Source organism: Streptomyces scabiei 87.22 (assembly GCF_000091305.1).
Taxonomy (GTDB): domain Bacteria; phylum Actinomycetota; class Actinomycetes; order Streptomycetales; family Streptomycetaceae; genus Streptomyces; species Streptomyces scabiei.
In genome coordinates, this window is the sequence record NC_013929.1 from 7622362 (window position 1) to 7643483 (window position 21122).

Below are 21122 nucleotides of genomic sequence, written 5' to 3' on the forward strand. Positions count from 1 at the left end.
CAGCACTTTCAAAACGCACCCTAGAAGACCGGCGTACCGTTCCGCGTCAGCTTCCAGTCCACCGACGCGAACGCCGCCGGATCGATCGACCCCTTCGCCTTCACCCACGCGATCATCGTGTTACGGATCTCGTCCGAGTTCGACCACAGCAGCGGCGACGCGGCGACATGCGGGAAGTTGCCGCCGCCGTTGGCCCGGTAGTTGTTCACCGCGAACACGAACTTCCGGTCGTCCGCCAGCGCCGCACCCTCGAACCGCACGTTCGTCACCCGCGACCCCGCCGGCTTCGCGATGTCGATCTCGTACGACAGACCACTCACCGCGTCGTAGTTGTAGTCCGGCGTCCCGTTCGCGTTCGTCAGCTTCGCCGGATCGACCACCGCGTCCGCCGCCGTCTGCACGAAGTAGTTCGCCGAGAACTCCAGATACGCCTTCATCTGCGCACCCGTCATCAGACGCGCCTCCAGCGTGTTCTCGAAGACGTACAGACCCGCCACGTCCCGGATCGTCACATTGCCCGCCGGAATCACCGCAGTCCGCGAGAACGCCGCCGCCTGCGACAGCACCGGCAGCGACCCGTACTCCGTGGACGCCAGCGCCTGCTTCACCGTGTCGGCCTGGATGTGGTTGATCAGATCGATGATCGCCACATCCTTGTACGGCGCCTCCACCGACGTCATCTCCGCCGCGTTCGTCCCGATCACCTGGTTGACGTACGCCACGACCTTCCTGTGCTCGTCCACGAGCATCGACACGATCTTCGGGTCCTCCTCCACCGTGTTGGAGTTGAGCACCTTCGCGCCGACCTTCTCCAGCTTCCAGGAACCCTTGCTCCACACCATCTCGAAGTCGAACAGCGTCAGCCGCTGCCCCCACTTCAACGGCTCCGACAGCACGACCTGCTTGCCGGTCTCCTTGTTGGTGACGAAGTACTCCGGGATCTCCGTGTGCGCGTGCCCCACCAGGATCGCGTCGATCCCCGGCACCTGCTCGGCCACCAGCCCGGCCGCGTTCTCGATGTACGGGAGCTGGTCACCGTACGACGACGTCCCCGACGAACCGCTGTGCGCCGACACGATCACGACGTCCGCACCCATCGACCGCAGCTTCGGCACCCACTTCGCCGCCTGCTCCTCCAGACCCGGGAACGTCATCTTCCCCTGCACATTGGCCTTGTCCCAGATCGCGATCCCCGGGTTCGTCAGCCCCAGCACCGCCACCCGCACATCCGGCCCGTGCGGCGTACGCATCCGGTGCATGCTGTACGGCGGGAACGCCGGCAGCAGCGTCTTGGCGTCCAGCGCGTTCGCCCCCAGCAGCGGGAAACGACACTGCTTCTGGAACTTCCGCAGCACCGGAATGCCGTAGTTGAACTCGTGGTTCCCCAGCGCCGCCGCGTCGTAGTCCATCGCGTTCATCGCCTGCGCCATCGGGTGCACCGGACCGCCCTTGGCGGTGATCGGGTCCACCTTCGCGTAGTAGTACGACAGCTGCGTGCCCTGGATCGTGTCGCCCGCGTCGATCAGCAGCGTGTTCCGGCGGCCCTTCTCCTTGCGGATCCGGTTCACCAGCGTGGAGATCTTCGCCAGCCCGACGTCGTTGTGCTGCTTGTCGTCGAACTCCTTGTCCGTGAAGTAGTCCCAGTTGAAGACGTTCCCGTGCAGGTCGGTCGTCCCCATCACCGTGAAGCTGTACCGGTCGGCGGCCTTCTTCCCGCCGACGGCCTTCGCCTCCGCCGCCTGCGCGCTCGGAGCCATGGCCGAACCGGCGATGGCCACGCCCGCACCGGTCACGGCCGACTTCTTCAGAAACTTCCGGCGGTTCAGGGGCATCTCAGGTACTCCTCGGAGGAACGGGACGATCTCGACGCGCGTAGACCAGCAGGACCAGCGTGAACCATCAACAACGGAACACAGGGCCAAAGGGGACGACGCGCGTAGATTCTGACCCGTACCACCCCCACCGCAACAGACCCCCAGTGTTTCGATCTGGTGACCTGCACAACCCTGCCACCAGGCCATCAGTGACAGAGTGGGGCGTATGACCACCAGCCCAGAGGAAGCCCCACCCACCCCCGTCCCCTACGGCACGCCCGACGCACCCCGCATCGCCGTCCGCGGCGAAGCACACCTCGAAGTCGACCCCGAGATAGCCCGCATCACCGTCACCGTCCTCGCCCGCGGCAAGGACCGACGCACCGCCCTCGACGACCTCACCCGCCGCAACACCACCGTCCTCGACCTCCTCAAGACTTACGGCCAAGCCGTCGAACGACTCGAGACCGGCGCCTTCTCCCTCACCCCCGAACTCAAGGAAAAAGGCCGCGGCGAACGCATCCAGGCCTACCACGGCCGCGTCCACATCACCGCCGACCTCACCGACTTCACCACCCTCGGCGAACTCACCACCCGCCTCGCCGACCTCGACCTCACCCGCGTCGACGGCCCCTGGTGGTCCCTGCGCCCCGCCTCACCCGCCCACCGCAAAGCCAGACAACAAGCCGTCAAGGAAGCCGTCCAACGCGCCCGCGAATACGCCGAAGCCCTCGACACCACCCTCGCCGCCCTCGTCGAACTCGCCGACATCGGCGCCGAAGCCCCCCAACCCCTCCGCCCCGCAGCACCCGGCGGCCTCATGCGCTCCGCCCGGGCCAAGAGCGCCGACGACACCGACGCCCCACCCCTCGACCTCGAACCCCAACGCCAGCACGTCTACGCACAGGTCAACGCACGCTTCACCATGCACCCCCCACGCCTGTGACCCGACCACGGCGACACCCCGGCCGGCACCGGCCGGGGCACCCTTCACATGTTGGTGACTACTTGTCAAATACCCTTCACTTGCAGGCCGTTGAGTAGTAACCCCTCACCACATCGCTACCCACCGGTAAGCCCTAGGGTCGAAGACATGCGCCGAGCAAAGATCGTCTGCACCCTCGGGCCCGCCACCGACTCGTACGACCAGATCAAGGCACTGGTCGAGGCCGGCATGGACATCGCCCGCTTCAACCTCAGCCACGGCAGCCACGCCGAACACGACGAGCGGTACCGCCACGTCCGCAAGGCCGCCGACGAGACCGGCCGCAGCATCGGCACCCTCGCCGACCTTCAAGGCCCGAAGATCCGCCTCGGCCGCTTCACCGAAGGCCCCGTACTCCTCGAACGCGGCGACACCTTCACCATCAGCGTCGAAGAGGGCGCCACCGGAGACAGCGAAGGCTGCGGCACCACATACGCCGGCCTCGCCACAGACGTCAGCCCCGGCGACCACATCCTCGTCGACGACGGCAAGGTCACCCTCGAAGTCACCGCCATCGACGGCCCCCGCGTCCACACCCGGGTCACCGAAGGCGGAATCGTCTCCGACCACAAGGGCCTCAACCTGCCCGGCGTCGCCGTCTCCGTCCCCGCACTGTCGAACAAGGACGAGGAAGACCTCCGCTGGGCCCTGCGCACCGGCTTCGACGTCATCGCCCTGTCGTTCGTCCGCTCCGGCCGCGACATCGAACGCCTCCACCAGATCATGGACGAGGAAGGCCACCGCCTCCCCGTCATCGCCAAGATCGAGAAACCCCAGGCCGTCGACACCATCGACGAGATCGTCGCCGCCTTCGACGGCATCATGATCGCGCGCGGCGACCTCGGCGTCGAAATGCCCCTGGAACAGGTCCCCCTGGTCCAGAAACGCGTGATCAAACTGGCGAAACGCAACGCCAAGCCCGTCATCGTCGCCACCCAGATGCTCGACTCGATGATCCACCACTCCCGGCCCACCCGCGCCGAGGTCAGCGACGTCGCCAACGCCGTCCTCGACGGCACCGACGCGCTGATGCTCTCCGGCGAGACCAGCGTCGGCAAGTACGCGGCCGAGACCGTCCGCACGATGAGCCGCATCGCCGAGGCCGCCGAGTCGGACATGCTGGCCCAGGGCCTGCCGCCCCTCACCGAACACAACAAACCCCGCACCCAGGGCGGCGCCATGGCCCGCGCCGCCGCCGAACTCGGCGACTTCCTCGACGCCAAATTCCTCGTCGCCTTCAGCCAGTCCGGCGACACCGCCCGCCGCCTCTCCCGCTACCGCTCCCCGATCCCGCTCCTGGCCTTCACCCCGGACCCGGCGACCCGCTCGCAGCTGAGCCTCACGTGGGGCGTGGAGACCTTCCTGGGCCCGCGCGTCGACTCCACGGACGCGATGGTCGACCAGGTGGACGAGCTGCTGCTGAAGTACGGCCGCTGCGAGAAGGGCGACGTAGTGATCATCACGGCGGGCTCACCGCCGGGGGTGGCGGGCACGACGAACATGGTGCGGGTGCACCACATCGGGGAGGGCGGCGGTTCGAGGTAGGGGGTCAGTACTTGGGGCCTACGTGGGTGTCGAGGAGGGCGACGGATGCCTTCTTGGCGACAGAGATGTTGTACGGGTTGCCGTCGCGGGTGCAGTGCGTCCACTCGATGCCCAGCTTGTCAAGGGTGTCGGTGTAGAGCTGCCGGATGTCGTCGGACTTGTTGGTGAAGAAGTAGCGCGGGTACTCATACCGCTTGCGCTCGCCCCCGACGTGTCGGGTCGTCCAGTTGGTGATGCGGCAGCCGTCGGAGTGGATGAGGCCTCGGATGAAGTCCCATGGGTGGGCGTCGACGATGGTCTGCTGCCAGGGTTCGAGGACGATCCGACGCTCGTGCTTCTTGCCGGGGCCGTGTTGAGGAAACAGGCACTGCAGATGCATGGAGGTCAGTTTCAGCTCTCGGCAACCCTTCCGGCGGACCCTGCAGACCGAGTTGGCAGGGAAGACCGCTCGCATGGCCTGCTCGCACTCGTCCATGAGCCCGGGGTGCGCCTCAGTGCAGGAGATGGACAGACTGGGCACGCGCATGGCGCGGTTCTGGACGATGTGGCCGTCACCGAGGTACAGCCCGAGCAGATAGCTGTAGGCCGACTCGTCGAGTTCTCGTGCATCGCAGCGGGGACAGGAAGGGCCGTGCCGTCCGGGGCACTCGCCTCGCTTGGCCCTGTCCCTGTGCTTCCAGTAGCTGATCGTCCCCAGCGGTACGTGGAGCCTGCGGGCCACGTCCACGTTCCTCACACCGTCGCGCAGGAGAGTGAGTGCTTCGTGTCGCACTTCAGTGCCATGGAAGTTCATGCGGAAACTCTGTGTCACCGATCGCGACGGCGCGCAGCAAAAAGCGGATGTTCACGAGAACGTGGACATCCGCTTTTTCGAGAGTACCGGGTGCGGGACTCGAACCCGCAAGCCCTCACGGGCAGAGGTGTTTGAGACCTCCGTGTATACCGTTCCACCAACCCGGCTGGTGCTCCGCAGAGTGTACCGGTTCACCGCGCTACGCCGCAGCTAGGTACCCTCATGTCAGCAGTACCCCTGCCCCGAACAAGGAGCCCCCGTGACCGCCCCCGAGTCGCCCCAGCCCGTCGCCGACGACGATGACAAGTCGCACGTGCCTCCGCTGACGACCCGTGTCGTCATCGCCGAGGACGAGGCGCTGATCCGTCTCGATCTCAAGGAGATGCTCGAAGAGGAGGGCTACTCCGTCGTGGGCGAGGCCGGTGACGGGGAGCAGGCCATCGAGCTGGCCCGGGAGCACCGGCCCGACCTCGTGATCCTCGATGTGAAGATGCCGAAGATGGACGGGATCTCGGCGGCGGAGAAGATCGCCGAGGAGCGTATCGCGCCGGTGCTGATGCTGACCGCGTTCTCGCAGCGCGACCTGGTCGAGCGGGCCAGGGACGCGGGGGCGATGGCGTATCTGGTGAAGCCGTTCAGCAAGAGTGACGTGGTGCCGGCGATCGAGATGGCGGTGTCGCGGTTCACGGAGCTGAAGGAGCTGGAGAACGAGGTCGCCGACCTCACGCTGCGGCTGGAGACGCGGAAGCTGGTGGACCGGGCGAAGTCGATTCTGCAGACGGAGTACGGGCTGACGGAGCCGGCGGCGTTCCGTTGGATCCAGAAGACGTCGATGGACCGTCGGATGTCGATGCAGCAGGTCGCGGAGGCGGTCATTCAGGACGCGGACGAGAAGAAGGCCGCGAAGGGCTGACCGGCCCGGTACGCATACCTACGACGAGGCCCGCACCCCCGGCTGAACGGGGGGTGCGGGCCTCGTCGTCGTACGGGGGCGGGGTCAGTCCTCGCCGAGGTACGCCTTGCGGACGGACTCGTCGTGGAGCAGGTCGGAGCCGGTGCCGGAGAGGACGACCTTGCCGATCTCCATGACGTGGCCCTGGTCGGCGAGGGAGAGCGCGGCCTGTGCGTTCTGTTCGACGAGCAGGATGGTGGTGCCCTGGGACTTCAGCTCGGCGATCGTGGCCATGATCTTCTGCATCATGATGGGGGAGAGGCCCATGGAGGGCTCGTCCAGCATGAGGAGCTTGGGCTGGGACATGAGGGCGCGGCCCATGGCGAGCATCTGCTGTTCGCCGCCGGAGAGGGTTCCGGCGGCCTGCTTGCGGCGCTCTCCCAGGATGGGGAAGAGGTCGTAGGCGCGCTGGATGTCCTTCTCGATGCCGGGCTTGTCGCTGCGCAGGAAGGCGCCGAGGCGGAGGTTGTCCTCGATGGTCATGCGCGGGAAGATGTGCCGCCCCTCGGGGGAGTGGGCGAGTCCGAGCGCGACGATGTCGTGCGCGGGGATCTTCTTGAGCGACTTGCCGTTGAACTTGATCTGGCCGCTGACGGGCTTGAGGAGGCCCGAGAGGGTGCGCAGGGTGGTGGTCTTGCCGGCGCCGTTGGTGCCGATGAGGGTGACGACCTCGCCGGCGTTGACCTTGAAGGAGATGCCCTTGACGGCTTCGATCTTGCCGTAGGCGACCCGGAGGTCCTCTACTTCGAGCAGTGCGGTCATCGGTCGTTCTCCTTGCCGGGCACGGTGTCCGTCGTGTTCTCGGCGTTCGCTTCGGCGGCTTCGACCTCGGCGACCTCGTCCTGGCCGGGTGCGTCCTCGAAGGGTTCGCCGAGGTAGGCGGCGACGACGCGTTCGTCGCCCTGGACGGTGGCGCTGTCGCCCTCGACGAGTTTCTCGCCCTGGACGAGGACGGCGACGCGGTCGCAGAGGTTGAAGATGAACCGCATGTCGTGCTCGATGACGAGGACGGCGATGCCCTGGTCGCGGATGGCGAAGACGAGTTCTTCGGTGGTGCGTGTCTCCTGGGGGTTCATGCCGGCGGTGGGCTCGTCCAGGAGGAGGAGGCCGGGCTCGCTCGCGAGTGCTCGGGCGATCTCCAGCTTGCGCTGTTCGCCGTAGGGGAGGTTGCGGGCGAGGTGTTCGGCCTTGGCGTCGAGGCCGACGAACGCCAGGAGTTCCATGGCGCGTTCGCGGGAGGCTTTTTCGGCCTTGTGGAAGCCGGGGCCGCGCAGGAGGGCGGACCAGAGGCCTTCCTTGGTGCGGGTGTGGCGTCCGACGAGGACGTTCTCCAGGACCGTCATGTTGGCGAAGAGACGGATGTTCTGGAAGGTGCGGGCGATGCCGGCCGCGGTGACCTTGAAGGATTTGGGCGGCAGGACCTGGCCCTTGTAGCGGACCTCGCCCTCGGTGGGGATGTAGAGGCCGGTGAGGCAGTTGAAGAAGGTCGTCTTGCCGGCGCCGTTGGGGCCGATGAGTCCGACGATCTCGCCGCTGTTGACGGTCAGGTTGACGTTGCGTACGGCGGTGAGGCCGCCGAAGCGCATGGTGACGCCGCGGGCGTCGAGGACGGTCTCGCCGGTGGCGTCGGAGCCGGGGGCGGTGTCCTTGGTGGTGGTGTCGGTAGTCATGGTGGTCAGGCCCCTGCCTTGCTGAGCACTGCGGGCGCTTCGGCCTCTTCGTGGAATTCGAGCTGGCGGCGCCGGTTGGGGATGAGGCCCTCCGGGCGGAAGCGCATCAGGAGGACGAGCGCGAGTCCGAAGGCGAAGAGCTGGTAGTCGTCCAGGAACTGGAGCTTGGACGGGATGAGGTAGAGCAGTGCGGCGCCGACGAGGGGGCCGCTGATGGTGCCCATGCCGCCGAGGACGACGGCGGCGAGGAGGAAGGCCGAGTTGGGCGGGACGACCGCGGCGAACTGGTACTGCTCGGGTGTCACGGTGTAGGTGACGTGGGCCTGGACGGTGCCGGCGAGGCCGGCGAGGGCGGCGCCGAGGGCGAAGGCGATGAGCTTGACGCGGAAGCCGTTGATGCCCATGGCGAGGGCGGCGGTCTCGTCCTCGCGGATGGCGATCCAGGCGCGGCCGATGCGGGAGTCGCTGCTGCGCCGGAAGACGATGACCACGACCAGTGTGATGAGGAGCATCAGCAGGAAGTAGTTGGCGAAGCGGGCGATGGTGAAGCCGAGGAAGGTGTGTTCCTGGCCGAAGTCGAACCCGAGGATGTTGAGGTTCGGGATCGAGGAGATGCCGTTGGAGCCGTTGGTGATGTCGGGGCCGGAGGTGCCGTCCATGTTGAGGACGGTGATCCGGAAGATCTCACCGAAGCCGAGCGTCACGATGGCGAGGTAGTCGCCGCGCAGGCGCAGGGTGGGGGCGCCGATGAGGACGCCGAAGATCATGGCGACGGCGGCGCCGAGGATGGCGGAGGCCCAGAACGGCAGGTGGATGTCGAAGGGGGAGGAGGGGGAGCCGGAGACCATGGCCGCGGTGTAGGCGCCGACGCCGAGGAAGGCGACGTATCCGAGGTCGAGGAGGCCGGCGAGGCCGACGACGATGTTGAGGCCGAGGGCGACGGTGGCGAAGATCAGGATGTAGACGCCGATGGTCGCGTACTGGTCGTCGGACTGGGTGAAGGGGAAGGCGGCGGCGGCGACGAACGCGCCGATCATGGTGACGTTGCGGTGCTTGGCGGTGAGCGCCGAGATCCGGCCCACGAGGCCGGCCTTTGCGGCTGCGCCGAAGCTGAAGCCCGCGGTGATGAGGAAGCCGATGAACAGTTCGTCGTACTCGGTGCCGATGCCGTAGGTGAAGACGGTGAGGCCGAGGGCGAGTGCGGCGACGATGATCAGGATCTCGGCGTACGGGGGCAGTTGGCGCGCGGGGGTGGCGGTGCCGGAGGCGAAGGCCGCCTTGATGACGGTGCGCTGGTTGCGTGCCCTGTGGCGGTACTGGTCCCAGCCGGTGTCGTCGGGGTCGCCGGGCTCGGTCTCGGGCCGTGTGTAGGGCAGGGAGAGGGCGCCGAGGAGGGCGAGGAGGGTCGCGATGCCCGCGATCCAGCCGCCGGGCTCCAGGTTGACGGCGCCGCCGAGCTTGGCGCTGATCGCGATGATCGTGTACCAGGCGGTGGCGAAGGTGCCGAGTGCGGCCAGTTTGAGGGCGCTGTCGGCGCCTGCGGGGGTGAGCCAGCGCAGGCCGGTGATGCCGTAGGAGGACAGGCCGATGAGGGTGGTGAGGGCGCCGCCGATGAGGACGAGGACCTGGAGGCCGCCGGGGTAGCCGTAGACGGTGAGGTCGCCGGGGAAGGCGGAGGTCCAGGTCCAGGCGAGGAAGGTGGAGACGATGGTGAGTGCTCCGCCGCCGGTGGCGAGGGCGCGGCCGATGTGCGGGGGGATGCCCACGAGGCTGTGCTGGGTGCCGGCGGTGGTGGTGCCGGTGGCCTGGGGTGCGGTGGTCTGTGTGGTCATCGGTGTCACGCCCTGTCCGACACGCGCTCGCCGAGCAGGCCCTGTGGCCTGACGAGGAGGACGAGGATGAGGAGTACGAACGCCCAGACGTTGGCCCAGGACTGGCTGCCGAACTGGTCCATGCCGGGGATGTCGGAGATGTAGGCGGTGGAGAGGGCTTCGGCGACGCCGAGGACCAGGCCGCCGAGCATGGCGCCGTAGATGTTGCCGATGCCGCCGAGGACGGCCGCGGTGAAGGCCTTGAGGCCGAGGATGAAGCCCATGCGGAACTGGACCTCGCCGTACTTGAGGCCGTAGGCGACGGAGCCGACGGCGGCGAAGGCGGCGCCGAGGGCGAAGGCGACCACGATGATGCGGTCGGTGTTGATGCCCATGAGCTTGGCGGTGTCGGGGTCCTGGGCGGTGGCCTGCATGCCGCGGCCGGTGCGGGTCTTCATCACGAAGTAGGCGAGGATCGCCATGCTGATGGGGGCGGCGAGCAGCAGGAAGATGTCACCGGTCTGGATGGTGACGTTGCCGATCTGGAAGGGGCCGCCCTCGATCTGGGGGAAGGTGATCGCGGACCGGGCGTTGGGGTACCAGGCCCATACCGCCTGCTGGAGGGCGAGGGAGAGGCCGATGGCCGTGATGAGGGGTGCGAGGCGGGGTGCCGTGCGCAGGGGGCGGTAGGCGAATCGTTCCGCTCCGACCGCGACGAGCACGGCGACGAGGATGCCGCCGATGAGCATGAGGGGCAGTGCCACCCACATGGACGTGCCGTCGGGCAGCACGTACAGGTACATGGTGAGGGCGCCGAATCCGCCCACCATGAAGATCTCACCGTGGGCGAAGTTGATGAGCTGGACGATGCCATAGACCATCGTGTAGCCGATGGCGACCAGCCCGTACATGGATCCCAGTAGCAGGCCGTTGACCAGCTGCTGCGGCAGTTCGTTCACCGCATGTCCTCCGAGACTTCGGATATATCGAGGGATGTGACCGGATGTGAGTCCGCGCGGGGCGCCAGTGGTGCGGCGCCCCGCGCGGCTCTGGGGGTGGTGCGGGTAGGTGTCAGCCTTCGAAGGTGCCGGACTTGACGGCCTTCCACTCGCCGCCCTCGACGGCGTACACGGTGAGCTGCTTGTTGGTGGCGTCACCGTACTCGTCGAAGGAGACCTTGCCGGTCACACCGTCGAAGGAGACGTTCTGCACGGCCTCGGTGATCTTGGCGCGGGCGTCGTCGGGCAGCTTGCCCTTGTTGTCCTCGACGACCTTCTTGACGGCCTCGATGATCGCCCAGGCGGAGTCGTAGGAGTAGCCGCCGTAGGCCTCGTAGGCCTCCTTGTATCCGGCGGTCTTGTAGTTGGCGACGAATTCCTTGGCGGAGTCGAGCTCCTCGACCGGGGCGCCGACGGAGGTGGCGAGGTCGCCGGTGCCGCTGGCGCCGGCGAGCTTGATGAAGTCGGCGCTGTAGATGCCGTCACCGCCGACGACGGGGACCTTGGCGCCCGCGGCCTTGATCTGCTTGCTGAGCGGACCGGCCTGGGGGTACTCGCCGCCGTAGTAGACGACGTCGGCGCCGGAGGACTTGACCTTGGTGGCGACCGCGGAGAAGTCCTTGGTGTCGGGGTCGATGTGCTCGGTGCCGGCGATCTTGCCGCCGAGCTTCTTGAACTCGGCCGAGAAGGTGGCGGCCAGGCCGGCGCCGTAGGTCTTCTTGTCGTCGATGACGAAGACCTTCTTCTTCTTGGCGTCGTTGAAGACGTACTGCGCGGCGAACGGGCCCTGGATGGCGTCCGTGGTCGCGGTGCGGAAGTACGACTTGTACGGGCGGACCTTGCTCTTCTGCCAGTCCGGGCCCTGGGTCAGCGCCGGGTTGGTGTTGGCCGGGGAGATCTCGACGAGCTTGGCGTCGTCGAAGACCTTCTGCATGGACTCGGCCACGGAGGAGTTCAGCGGGCCGACGACACCGAGGACGTCCTTGTCGGCGACGAGCTTGGTGGCGTTCTGCTGGCCCGAGGAGGGCTGCGCCTGGTCGTCGAGGGCCTCGACCTTGAAGGTGACGCCTTCGACGTACTTGTCCTTGTTGGCCGTCTTGGCGGCGAGGTCCACGGAGTTCTTGATGCCGAGGCCCAGCGCGGACAGGTCGCCGGTGAGCGGGGCGTCGACGCCGATGACGACAGTGGTGCCACTGCCGGTGTCCGAGCCGCCCTTGTCCTCGTCGCGCGAACCACAGGCGGTGAGAGTGAGTGCTCCCGCCGCCAGCGCGGCGGTGATGGCTATGAGCGAACGTTGACGCACGATCAGTCCTTTCCCTGGCACGGCCCTTCCTGTTTGAAAGTGGCCGAGTCGAGCGCTGGGCCGAAGACGTGACTTCGATTCCTGTGGCGCGGTGACTGGCCGTGACTCTAAGCGGGTGTAGGGAATGTGGAGGAGAGTCTGGCCAAGGCTGTGACGCTCTTGTTATGACACGAGGTAATGCAGAGCGGTACTCAGTGGGTGGATGCGCGGAATTCAGGCCGATTCGCCCTGTCCACATAGTGAGAATGTGCAGGGTCGACGCGGGTAGGTTCAGGAGTGTTCAAGTTTTTGGTGATGACGCGGAATCGTTGCTACAGGCGACTTCAAGGGTGTCCGAGAGGTCCTGTGCGTAGCGCTCGCCCAGCGCGAAACTGTGCGCTTCCATTGCGCGCGTATTACGTAGAGTTACGTCCAGGAAAGGTAGCCCGGGGTTCTCGGGCGCTTTCCCGCATTCGGTGACGCGCATGGTGACGACGATCCGCCGGGGGGTGTTGGTCCCGATCCGTACCGGAGTGTGTGGGTCCGTGCGCAGGGACAGTCCCGCGTAGGGCTGGGTCATCCGCTCGACGGTCACCGGGGGGCCGGACAGGACGCGCAGCTCCAGTTCGAAGCGGAAGCGCGTGCGCGGTGCTCCTGCGGGCGGGGTCACCCGGCCCAGATAGCGCAGGCCGACCGCCTGGGAGGGGTAGGGCGGGGCCGTCCCGCGCCGCGGCGCCGGCTCGGGCCGTGGTGCCGGCTCGGGCCGGGTGGCGTACAGGTAGCCGCCGCCCGCCAGCGCGACGACGGCCGCCGCCACCGGGAGCACGGCACGGCGGTGCCGGGCGTACGCCCGCGCGCACCGCCCGTCGACAGGGGCCGGCGCGGGCGCGGTGTCCGTCTCGTGGACGTCCAGGGGGTGCGTCCCCTCGCCCGGCTCCACGGGACCGATCCCGCTCACCGCCAGGGTTCCTCGCCGGGCCCGCCCGAGCGGTACCACGCCTCGCAGTCCGTGCGGGCCCGCCGCTCGACCAGCCGGTCCGCGGCCACGGCGTCGGTGCGCCGGCGCTCCGCCCGTGCCGCGTCCACGACCGTCCGCAGGATCTCGTACTGCCCGTTCGACAGCCCCATCGACTGGTAGTCGCCGTAAGTGCCGCTGTCCAGCGCCTCCCGCGCCCAGTACGTCACGAGCTTCGCGCACACCTCCTCGCGCGAGGAGGCGGACGGCGAGGGTGCCCCCTCGGTCCGCGCGGACGCAGCCGCGTCCGGGGTGTCCGGCGCCGTGCACCCGGAGGCGAGGACGCCGGCCAGCAGCGCCGGCGCGAGCGCCGCCCGCGGCCAGGGTGCTCTTCCCGTTGCCATGCCCCGACGCTAGAGCCTGCCCGCCGTGCGGGGCCAGAGGCGACGTCGCCCTCGCCGCGGCCCGCCCCCCGCCCGCACGCATCAGCCGGACGTCCCCGTCCGCCCGTCCGCGGCCGCCGGGGCGTCGCGCAGCAGGCAGGTCAGCCGGGCCGTGCACACCCGCCTGCCGGCCTCGTCGCTGACGACGATCTCGTACGTGGCCGTCGAGCGCCCCTGGTGCAGCGGGGTGGCGACACCGGTCACCAGCCCGGAGCGCGCGCCCCGGTGGTGCGTGCAGTTCAGGTCCACGCCCACGGCGATCTTGGAGCTGCCGGCGTGCAGCATGGAGCCGACCGAGCCCAGCGTCTCCGCCAGCACGGCGGACGCGCCGCCGTGCAGCAGCCCGTACGGCTGGGTGTTGCCCTCCACCGGCATCGTCCCGACGACCCGGTCCGCCGACGCCTCCACGATCCGCACGCCCATGCGCGTGCCCAGGTGCCCGGCGGAGAACATCGCCACCAGGTCGACGCCGAGGGCCGCGTACTCGTCGATGACCTCTTGCGGGAACTTCACGTCGTGCTGCTCGCCCATGGGGATCCGTCCGTCGTCGGTCGAAAGCGCGGCCGGCGTCGGGTGCCGGCCCCTGAGCAAACGCTCAGTCGGTCGACGATTGTTCCAGACGGATCACGACGGACTTGCTGGCCGGGGTGTTGCTGGTGTCCGCGGTGGCGTCCAGCGGCACCAGCACGTTGGTCTCCGGGTAGTAGGCGGCCGCGCAGCCGGCGGCCGTCGGGTAGTGCACCACCCGGAAGCCGTCGGCCCGGCGCTCCACGCCGTCCCGCCACTCGCTCACCAGATCCACGTACGCGCCGTCCGCCAGCTTCAGCGCCCGCGCGTCCTCGGGGTTGACCAGGACGACCCGGCGGCCGTTCCTGATGCCCCGGTAGCGGTCGTCCAGGCCGTAGATCGTGGTGTTGTACTGGTCGTGCGAGCGCAGCGTCTGCAGCAGCAGACGGCCCTCGGGCAGCCGCGGGTACTCCACGGGCGCGGCCGTGAAGTTGGCCTTGCCGGTGGCGGTGGGGAAGCGCCGCTCGTCGCGCGGGGCGTGCGGGAGGGCGAAGCCGGCGGGGTCGGCCACGCGCGCGTTGAAGTCCTCGAAACCGGGGACCACGCGCGCGATGCGGTCGCGGATCGTCGCGTAGTCCTTCTCGAACTCCTCCCACGGCGTACGGCTGTCCTCGCCGAGCACCCGGCGGGCCAGCCGGCACACGATCGCCGTCTCGGACAGCAGCTGTCCGCTCGCGGGCTCCAGCCGGCCGCGGGAGGCGTGCACCATGCCCATGGAGTCCTCGACGGTCACGAACTGCTCGCCGCCGCCCTGGAGATCGCGCTCGGTGCGGCCGAGGGTGGGCAGGATCAGGGCCCGCGCGCCCGTGACCGCGTGCGAGCGGTTCAGCTTCGTGGACACGTGCACGGTGAGCCGGGCGCGGCGCATGGCCGCCTCGGTGACCTCGGTGTCGGGGGAGGCGGACACGAAGTTGCCGCCCATGGCGAAGAAGACCTTCGCCCTGTCGTCGCGCATGGCCCGGATGGCCCGGACCACGTCGTAGCCGTGCTCGCGGGGCGGGGCGAAGCCGAACTCCCGCTCCAGGGCGTCCAGGAAGGCCGGGGCCGGCCGTTCGAAGATGCCCATCGTGCGGTCGCCCTGCACGTTCGAGTGCCCGCGCACCGGGCAGACGCCGGCGCCGGGACGGCCGATGTTGCCGCGCAGCAGGAGGAAGTTGACCACCTCGCGGATGGTCGGCACCGAGTGCTTGTGCTGGGTCAGGCCCATCGCCCAGCAGACGATGGTCCGCTTCGAGGCGAGGACCATGCGCAGCGCCTCGTCGATCCGCTCGCGCGTCAGCCCGGTCGCCGTGAGCGTCTCGTCCCAGTCGGCCGCGCGGGCCGCCTCGGCGAACTCCTCGTACCCGTGGGTGTGGGCGCGGACGAACTCCTCGTCGACCGCGCCCTCGGTCTCCAGAACCAGCTTGTTGAGGAGACGGAACAGGGCCTGGTCGCCACCGATGCGGATCTGCAGGAACAGGTCGGTGAGGGCGGCGCCCTTGAGCATGCCCTGCGGCGTCTGCGGGTTCTTGAACCGCTCCAGGCCGGCCTCGGGCAGCGGGTTGACGGTGATGATCTTCGCGCCGTTCGCCTTGGCCTTCTCCAGCGCGGAGAGCATCCGGGGGTGGTTCGTCCCCGGGTTCTGCCCGGCCACGATGATCAGGTCGGCCTTGTACAGGTCCTCCAGCAGGACACTGCCCTTGCCGATGCCGATGGTCTCGGACAGGGCGGAGCCCGAGGACTCGTGGCACATGTTGGAGCAGTCCGGCAGGTTGTTGGTGCCGAACTCGCGGGCGAACAGCTGGTACAGGAACGCGGCCTCGTTGCTGGTCCGGCCCGAGGTGTAGAAGAGGGCCTCGTCGGGGGAGGCGAGGGCCTTCAGCTCCTCGGCGACGATGTCGAAGGCGCGCTCCCAGGTCACCGGCTCGTACCGGTCGCCGCCCTCGGGCAGGTACATGGGGTGGGTGAGCCGCCCCTGCTGGCCGAGCCAGTAGCCGCTGCGCGTGGCGAGGTCGGCCACGCCGTGGGCGGCGAAGAACTCGGGGGTGACCCGGCGCAGCGTGGCCTCCTCGGCGACCGCCTTCGCCCCGTTCTCGCAGAACTCCGCGGCGTGCCGGTGCTCCGGCTCCGGCCAGGCGCAGCCCGGGCAGTCGAAGCCGTCCTTCTGGTTGACCCGCAGCAACGTCAGCGCGGTCCGCTTCACCCCCATCTGCTGCTGGGCGATCCGCAAGGTGTGCCCGATCGCCGGCAGGCCGGCGGCCGCGTGCTGGGGCTCCGCGACCTGCGGCGCGTCCTGAACCGGATCACTCTTCGGCGCCTTGCCGGCCATCATTGCTCCCCATTCGCATACACGTGCTGTTCGGGCGTGAGGCTACGCCTTCGATCCTCGCACGTGTCAGCGACGGCGAGAGGGGCGGGACGGCGGGCGGCCGACGGCCGCGGGGGCCTGAGGAGTCCGCCCCTGCGGAGACGGTTCGCAGGGGTGGGGGTGGCGGCTCCGGTGGCGCCGAGTCGTCATGGGGTGCGGGGTGGGGCGGGCCGCCCGGTGCTGCGGAGCCGTGGGCGCCGGCGTGGGGTCGTCGCCGGTGCCGGGCGGCCTTGTCATGGCGATGCCTGTGCGGTCGTTGCCCGGGGTGGGGCGCGACGGGCGCCGAGTCTCGACATGGGGGCGGGGCGGCGGAGGCGGTTCGCAGGCGTGGGCTCGTCGGGGGTGACGGCGCGGCCCGCCTGCCGGTGGTTGCCGCGAACGTCTCGGTCGGGGCTGTTGTCCGTTCGGGCTGTGCGCCGCGGACGGCCCGCCCGGCGGCGTACGACCGGCCCCGGCTTCGGGGCGCCGGTGTCCGGAGCGGGGCTCGGTACGTCCCTGGGGTCCGGCTGTCAGTGGTACGTGGCAGGATCGGGTTCGTGGCAGAGACTGGATCGAAGAAGACCGACAGCACCCCCGGCGGCAGCCGTCCCCGGCTCATGCTCATGGACGGGCACTCGCTGGCCTACCGCGCGTTCTTCGCGCTGCCCGCGGAGAACTTCACGACGGCGACGGGCCAGCCGACCAACGCGATCTACGGCTTCGCGTCGATGCTGGCCAACACGCTGCGCGACGAGGCCCCCACCCACTTCGCGGTCGCGTTCGACGTCTCCCGCAAGACCTGGCGCTCCGAGGAGTTCACCGAGTACAAGGCGAACCGCTCGAAGACCCCGGACGAGTTCAAGGGCCAGGTCGAGCTGCTCGGTGAGCTGCTCGACGCGATGCACGCCGTCCGCTTCGCCGTGGACGGCTTCGAGGCCGACGACATCATCGCCACCCTCGCCACCCAGGCCGAGGCGGAGGGCTTCGAGGTCCTCATCGTCACCGGCGACCGCGACTCCTTCCAGCTCGTCAGCGAGCACACCACCGTGCTCTACCCGACGAAGGGCGTCTCGGAGCTGACCCGGTTCACCCCGGAGAAGGTGTTCGAGAAGTACGGCCTCACCCCGGCCCAGTACCCGGACTTCGCGGCCCTGCGTGGCGACCCGTCCGACAACCTCCCCGGCATCCCCGGCGTCGGCGAGAAGACCGCCGCGAAGTGGATCAACCAGTTCGGTTCGTTCGCCGACCTCGTCGAGCGTGTCGAGGAGGTCAAGGGCAAGGCCGGGCAGAACCTCCGCGACCACCTGGAGGCCGTCAAGCTCAACCGCCGCCTCACCGAGATGGTGCGCACGGTCGACCTGCCCAAGGGCGTCGCCGACCTGGAGCGGGCGCCGTACGACCGCAAGGCCGTCGCGATGGTCCTGGACACCCTGGAGATCCGCAACCCGTCACTGCGCGAGCGCCTGCTGGCCGTCGACCCGGGCGCGGAGGAGGCCGAGGCCGGCCCGCCGGCCGCCCCGGGCGTCGAGGTGGACGGCACGGCCCTCGGCTCCGGCGAACTGGCCCCCTGGCTCGCCGAGCACGGCACGGAGATCCTCGGTGTCGCCACGGTCGACACCTGGGCGCTCGGCGCGGGCTCGGTCGCCGAGATCGCGCTCGCCGCGGCCGGGGGAGCGGCCGCCTGGTTCGACCCGACCGCGCTGGACGAGGCGGACGAGACCGCGTGGGCGGCCTGGCTCGCCGACCCCGCGAGGCCGAAGGTGTTCCACAACGCCAAGTCCGCGATGCGGGTCTTCGCCGAGCACGGCTGGACCGTCGAGGGCGTCGGGATGGACACCGCCCTCGCCGCGTACCTGGTCAAGCCGGGCCGCCGTTCCTTCGACCTGGACGCGCTCACCCTGGAGTACCTGGGCCGCGAGCTGGCCCCCGCCGCCACGGCCGACGGCCAGCTGGCCTTCGGCGCGGACGAGGGTGCCGAGGCCGACGCGCTGATGGTGCAGGCCCGTGCGATCCTCGATCTCGGCGCGGCCTTCGGCGAGCGCCTGGAGGAGGTCGGCGCGGCCGGCCTCCTGCGGGACGTGGAGCTGCCCACCTCCGCGCTGCTGGCCCGGATGGAGCGCCACGGCATCGCGGCGGACCGGCCCCATCTGGAGGCCATGGAGCAGATGTTCGCGGGCGCCGTGCAGCAGGCGGTGAAGGAGGCGCACGCGGCGGCGGGGCACGAGTTCAACCTGGGCTCGCCCAAGCAGCTCCAGGAAGTCCTCTTCGGCGAGCTGGGCCTGCCCAAGACCAAGCGGACCAAGACGGGCTACACCACGGACGCGGACGCCCTCGCCTGGCTCGCCGGCCAGACGGACAACGAACTGCCGGTGATCATGCTCCGTCACCGCGAGCAGGCGAAGCTGCGCGTCACGGTCGAGGGCCTGATCAAGACGATCGCCGCCGACGGCCGGATCCACACGAGCTTCAGTCAGACGGTCGCCGCCACGGGCCGCCTGTCCTCCACGGACCCCAACCTCCAGAACGTCCCGGTCCGCACCGACGAGGGCCGCGCCATCCGCCGCGGTTTCGTCGTCGGCGAGGGCTACGAGTCCCTGATGACGGCGGACTACAGCCAGATCGAACTGCGGGTGATGGCGCACCTCTCCGAGGACGAGGGTCTGATCGAGGCGTTCACCTCCGGCGAGGACCTGCACACCACGGCGGCCGCCCAGGTCTTCGGGGTGGAGCAGTCGGCGGTGGACGCGGAGATGCGCCGCAAGATCAAGGCGATGTCGTACGGCCTGGCCTACGGGCTGTCCGCGTTCGGCCTCTCCCAGCAGCTGAACATCGAGGCGGGCGAGGCGCGTGCCCTGATCGACGCGTACTTCGAACGCTTCGGCGGTGTACGGGACTATCTGCGCCGGGTGGTGGACGAGGCACGGGAGACCGGGTACACGGCGACGCTGTTCGGACGCCGGCGCTATCTGCCCGACCTGAACAGCGACAACCGCCAGCGTCGCGAGGCCGCCGAGCGGATGGCCCTCAACGCGCCCATCCAGGGCACGGCCGCCGACATCGTCAAGATCGCCATGCTGAACGTCGGCCGCGCCCTGGACGAGGCCGGTCTCGCGTCCCGGATGCTCCTCCAGGTCCACGACGAAATCGTCCTGGAGATCGCCCCCGGCGAACGCGACCGCACCGAGCAGCTCCTGCGCCACGAGATGGCCGACGCGGTGCACCTGAGGGCCCCGCTGGACGTCTCGGTGGGCCACGGTCCGGACTGGGAATCGGCGGCCCACTGACACCTCTGAGCACGGCGCGGGTGGGCGCGCGTGTTCGACTGGGATCCGGTCGGGGGCGCGCACTACCCCGCGCCCCCAGGAAGACCGGGCCCTGCGGGGCGCCGAGGCCGACCGGGCCTGCGGTGCCTTAGGCCGACGGGGTCCGCGGTGGGCCAAGGCCGAGGGGCTGCGGGCCTGAAAAGCACGGGGCGCAGCCCCTGCTTTTCAGGGGCGCGGGGAACTGCGCGACCAGCCCCCACCCACCCGCACCCGACAACACGCGCACGCACCCGCACACGCACCCGAATCCGCAGTCCCGCCCCCACTCCCGGCCCACCCCACGGTCACCCGACCGGCCCTCACCACCGCGCCCCCGGCGGAGCCCAACCGCAAGGATGCCCGCATGGGCATACGCACGCTCCGCCGCCGTACAGCGACAGCTGCCACCCGCCTGTCAGGGATGCGAACCCGTCTCACCCAGGGCCCATGGGCCCGCCCGCGGGTCCGGCGGCCGCACAGCCTCTACCCCTGGCCGCTGACCCACCCTCTCGCGGCCCTCCTCGGTCACGTCCCGCCGTACGCGGCCCGCGCCGCCAGGCCCCGCGTTCCCAGCGGCGCCCCGGCCCGGCGCCCGGCGGTCAGCGGCGGACCGGGCTGCCCGCCTCCGCCTCCGCGTCCCCCGCGGGCGCCGCAGCGGCAGGAACCGGGCGCCGCGCCCTGACGCCCACGCCGTAGAGGACCAGGCCGACAACCAGCCCGGCGCCCGCCCCGAAGCACACGGTCGGGATCACCTCGTACGGCTGGGCGACCGACCCCCAGACCGCCCACCAGCGGGCCACCCGCTGGACGGCCGCGACCAGCGCGCAGCCCCCGATGACGGCACCCGCCACCCACCGGTCCGCCGAGGACAGCACGGGCACGCCCACGGGGTCCGCCGACGGCTGCCGGCGCAGGGCGACCACGACGAAGACGGCGATCACGACCGCCGCGACCGCGGAGCCGCCGTACTGGAGGTACCAGTAGAGCGGCGAGCCCGCGATCTCCTCGCCGAGGACGGGGAACAGCCGCATCCCCCACCGGTCGAGATGGGTGAACGCGTCCCACACCACATGGGTCAGCGAGCCGAGGGCCGCGGAGACGTACCACCACAGGGCCCGCGAGGGGCCGAACCGCCGCGCCCGGGCTCCGCAGCGCACCAGCGCGGCCACCCGCCCCTGCCGCCCCTTCGGCAGCAGGGCGACCAGCGGCTCCCGCAGCACCAGCCACAGCCCCACCAGAGCCCAGGTGACGAGCACGTCCACGGTGAACACCCCGGCGAAGGAGTGCGTGACGTCGCCGAACTCCATGGCCTCCGGCAGCACGCTCGCCACGTAGTAGGTCATGTCGGGCGCGAACGAACCGGCGACGAGCACCGACGGCACCAGAGGCCCACGCCCGGTCCCGTTCCCCCGCAGGGCGGGCAGTACGGCGGCCGCGTGGCTGAGCGTGAAGGGCAAGTCGTCCCCCTGTGACGGACTCTGGCCGGACGTGCCGGTCCGGCGATGACCGGTCGCCAGTATGCGTGACCTGTCCCCGCCCGCCCGAAGCGCGCCCGCGTGACAGCAAGCCGATGTGGCCAATAGGTGAATATCGGACGCGAACGGGTGTCCGGGCAACGGAAGTTGTCGTAGGGTCGCCTGGGTCGTCGCCCCGGTCGCAGGGTTGACCGCCGGAGTTCT

The 21122-nt window shown here is 69.7% G+C and carries 16 protein-coding genes and 1 tRNA gene; 4 read left to right on the plus strand and 13 right to left on the minus strand.

Annotated features, from left to right (window positions below; translation table 11 throughout):
• Positions 1-20 precede the first annotated feature (20 nt).
• Positions 21-1832: a 5'-nucleotidase C-terminal domain-containing protein gene (locus SCAB_RS32895; protein WP_013004430.1), complete on the minus strand. Its 1812-nt coding sequence runs from the start codon at positions 1830-1832 to the stop codon at positions 21-23.
• A gap of 208 nt (positions 1833-2040) precedes the next feature.
• Here SCAB_RS32895 and SCAB_RS32900 point away from each other — a divergent pair, with 208 nt between their 5' ends.
• Both SCAB_RS32900 and pyk read left to right on the plus strand, forming a co-directional pair.
• Positions 2041-2760 carry an SIMPL domain-containing protein gene (locus SCAB_RS32900; RefSeq protein ID WP_041669936.1) on the plus strand — a complete coding sequence of 240 codons (720 nt, stop codon included), beginning with the start codon at positions 2041-2043 and terminating at the stop codon, positions 2758-2760.
• Between the two features lie 147 nt (positions 2761-2907).
• Entirely contained in the window at positions 2908-4344 is a 1437-nt protein-coding gene (pyk, locus tag SCAB_RS32905; RefSeq protein WP_013004432.1) for a pyruvate kinase, read from the plus strand.
• Positions 4345-4348: 4 nt separating this feature from the next.
• On the opposite strand, the gene SCAB_RS32910 is transcribed toward pyk, so the two are convergent.
• Both SCAB_RS32910 and SCAB_RS32915 read right to left on the minus strand, forming a co-directional pair.
• A complete protein-coding gene (locus SCAB_RS32910; RefSeq protein ID WP_013004433.1) occupies positions 4349-5137 on the minus strand; it encodes a helix-turn-helix domain-containing protein in 789 nt (262 codons plus the stop codon).
• 84 nt (positions 5138-5221) lie between these two features.
• A tRNA-Leu gene (locus tag SCAB_RS32915) sits at positions 5222-5304 on the minus strand.
• Positions 5305-5396: 92 nt separating this feature from the next.
• Between SCAB_RS32915 and SCAB_RS32920 the strand changes: the two genes are divergently transcribed.
• The gene (locus SCAB_RS32920; RefSeq protein ID WP_013004434.1) at positions 5397-6050 is read left to right on the plus strand and encodes an ANTAR domain-containing response regulator; all 654 of its coding nucleotides are present in this window, start codon (positions 5397-5399) and stop codon (positions 6048-6050) included.
• 84 nt (positions 6051-6134) lie between these two features.
• Here SCAB_RS32920 and SCAB_RS32925 read toward each other — a convergent pair whose 3' ends face one another.
• The 9 genes from SCAB_RS32925 to SCAB_RS32965 all read right to left on the minus strand — a co-directional run bounded on the left by SCAB_RS32925 (position 6135) and on the right by SCAB_RS32965 (position 16123).
• Positions 6135-6851 (minus strand): ABC transporter ATP-binding protein, encoded by a 717-nt coding sequence (locus SCAB_RS32925; protein WP_013004435.1) that lies wholly within the window; start codon positions 6849-6851, stop codon positions 6135-6137.
• Positions 6848-7759, minus strand: coding sequence for an ABC transporter ATP-binding protein (locus SCAB_RS32930; RefSeq protein ID WP_013004436.1), 912 nt, complete (start codon positions 7757-7759; stop codon positions 6848-6850). The genes SCAB_RS32925 and SCAB_RS32930 overlap by 4 nt, the downstream gene beginning before the upstream one ends.
• 5 nt (positions 7760-7764) lie before the next feature.
• The gene (locus tag SCAB_RS32935) at positions 7765-9591 is read right to left on the minus strand and encodes a branched-chain amino acid ABC transporter permease (RefSeq protein ID WP_041669937.1); all 1827 of its coding nucleotides are present in this window, start codon (positions 9589-9591) and stop codon (positions 7765-7767) included.
• 5 nt (positions 9592-9596) lie between these two features.
• A complete protein-coding gene (locus tag SCAB_RS32940; RefSeq protein ID WP_013004438.1) occupies positions 9597-10529 on the minus strand; it encodes a branched-chain amino acid ABC transporter permease in 933 nt (310 codons plus the stop codon).
• A gap of 112 nt (positions 10530-10641) precedes the next feature.
• A complete protein-coding gene (locus tag SCAB_RS32945; RefSeq protein ID WP_037728055.1) occupies positions 10642-11871 on the minus strand; it encodes a branched-chain amino acid ABC transporter substrate-binding protein in 1230 nt (409 codons plus the stop codon).
• A gap of 280 nt (positions 11872-12151) precedes the next feature.
• A complete protein-coding gene (locus SCAB_RS32950; RefSeq protein ID WP_041669938.1) occupies positions 12152-12808 on the minus strand; it encodes a hypothetical protein in 657 nt (218 codons plus the stop codon).
• A complete protein-coding gene (locus SCAB_RS32955) occupies positions 12805-13209 on the minus strand; it encodes a hypothetical protein (protein ID WP_013004441.1) in 405 nt (134 codons plus the stop codon). Before SCAB_RS32955 ends, SCAB_RS32950 begins: the two co-directional genes overlap by 4 nt.
• An 81-nt stretch (positions 13210-13290) precedes the next feature.
• Complete coding sequence (locus SCAB_RS32960; RefSeq protein ID WP_013004442.1) at positions 13291-13779, minus strand: PaaI family thioesterase; 489 nt, start codon at positions 13777-13779, stop codon at positions 13291-13293.
• A 64-nt stretch (positions 13780-13843) separates the two neighbouring features.
• Positions 13844-16123 carry an FdhF/YdeP family oxidoreductase gene (locus tag SCAB_RS32965; RefSeq protein ID WP_037728058.1) on the minus strand — a complete coding sequence of 760 codons (2280 nt, stop codon included), beginning with the start codon at positions 16121-16123 and terminating at the stop codon, positions 13844-13846.
• A 575-nt stretch (positions 16124-16698) separates the two neighbouring features.
• Here SCAB_RS32965 and polA point away from each other — a divergent pair.
• Positions 16699-19425, plus strand: a complete 2727-nt coding sequence (polA, locus tag SCAB_RS32970) for a DNA polymerase I (protein WP_013004444.1) — start codon at positions 16699-16701, stop codon at positions 19423-19425.
• 617 nt (positions 19426-20042) lie between these two features.
• Here the strand turns inward: polA and SCAB_RS32975 are convergent.
• Positions 20043-20900: a DUF4184 family protein gene (locus tag SCAB_RS32975; RefSeq protein WP_013004445.1), complete on the minus strand. Its 858-nt coding sequence runs from the start codon at positions 20898-20900 to the stop codon at positions 20043-20045.
• Between the last annotated feature and the right edge of the window lie 222 nt (positions 20901-21122).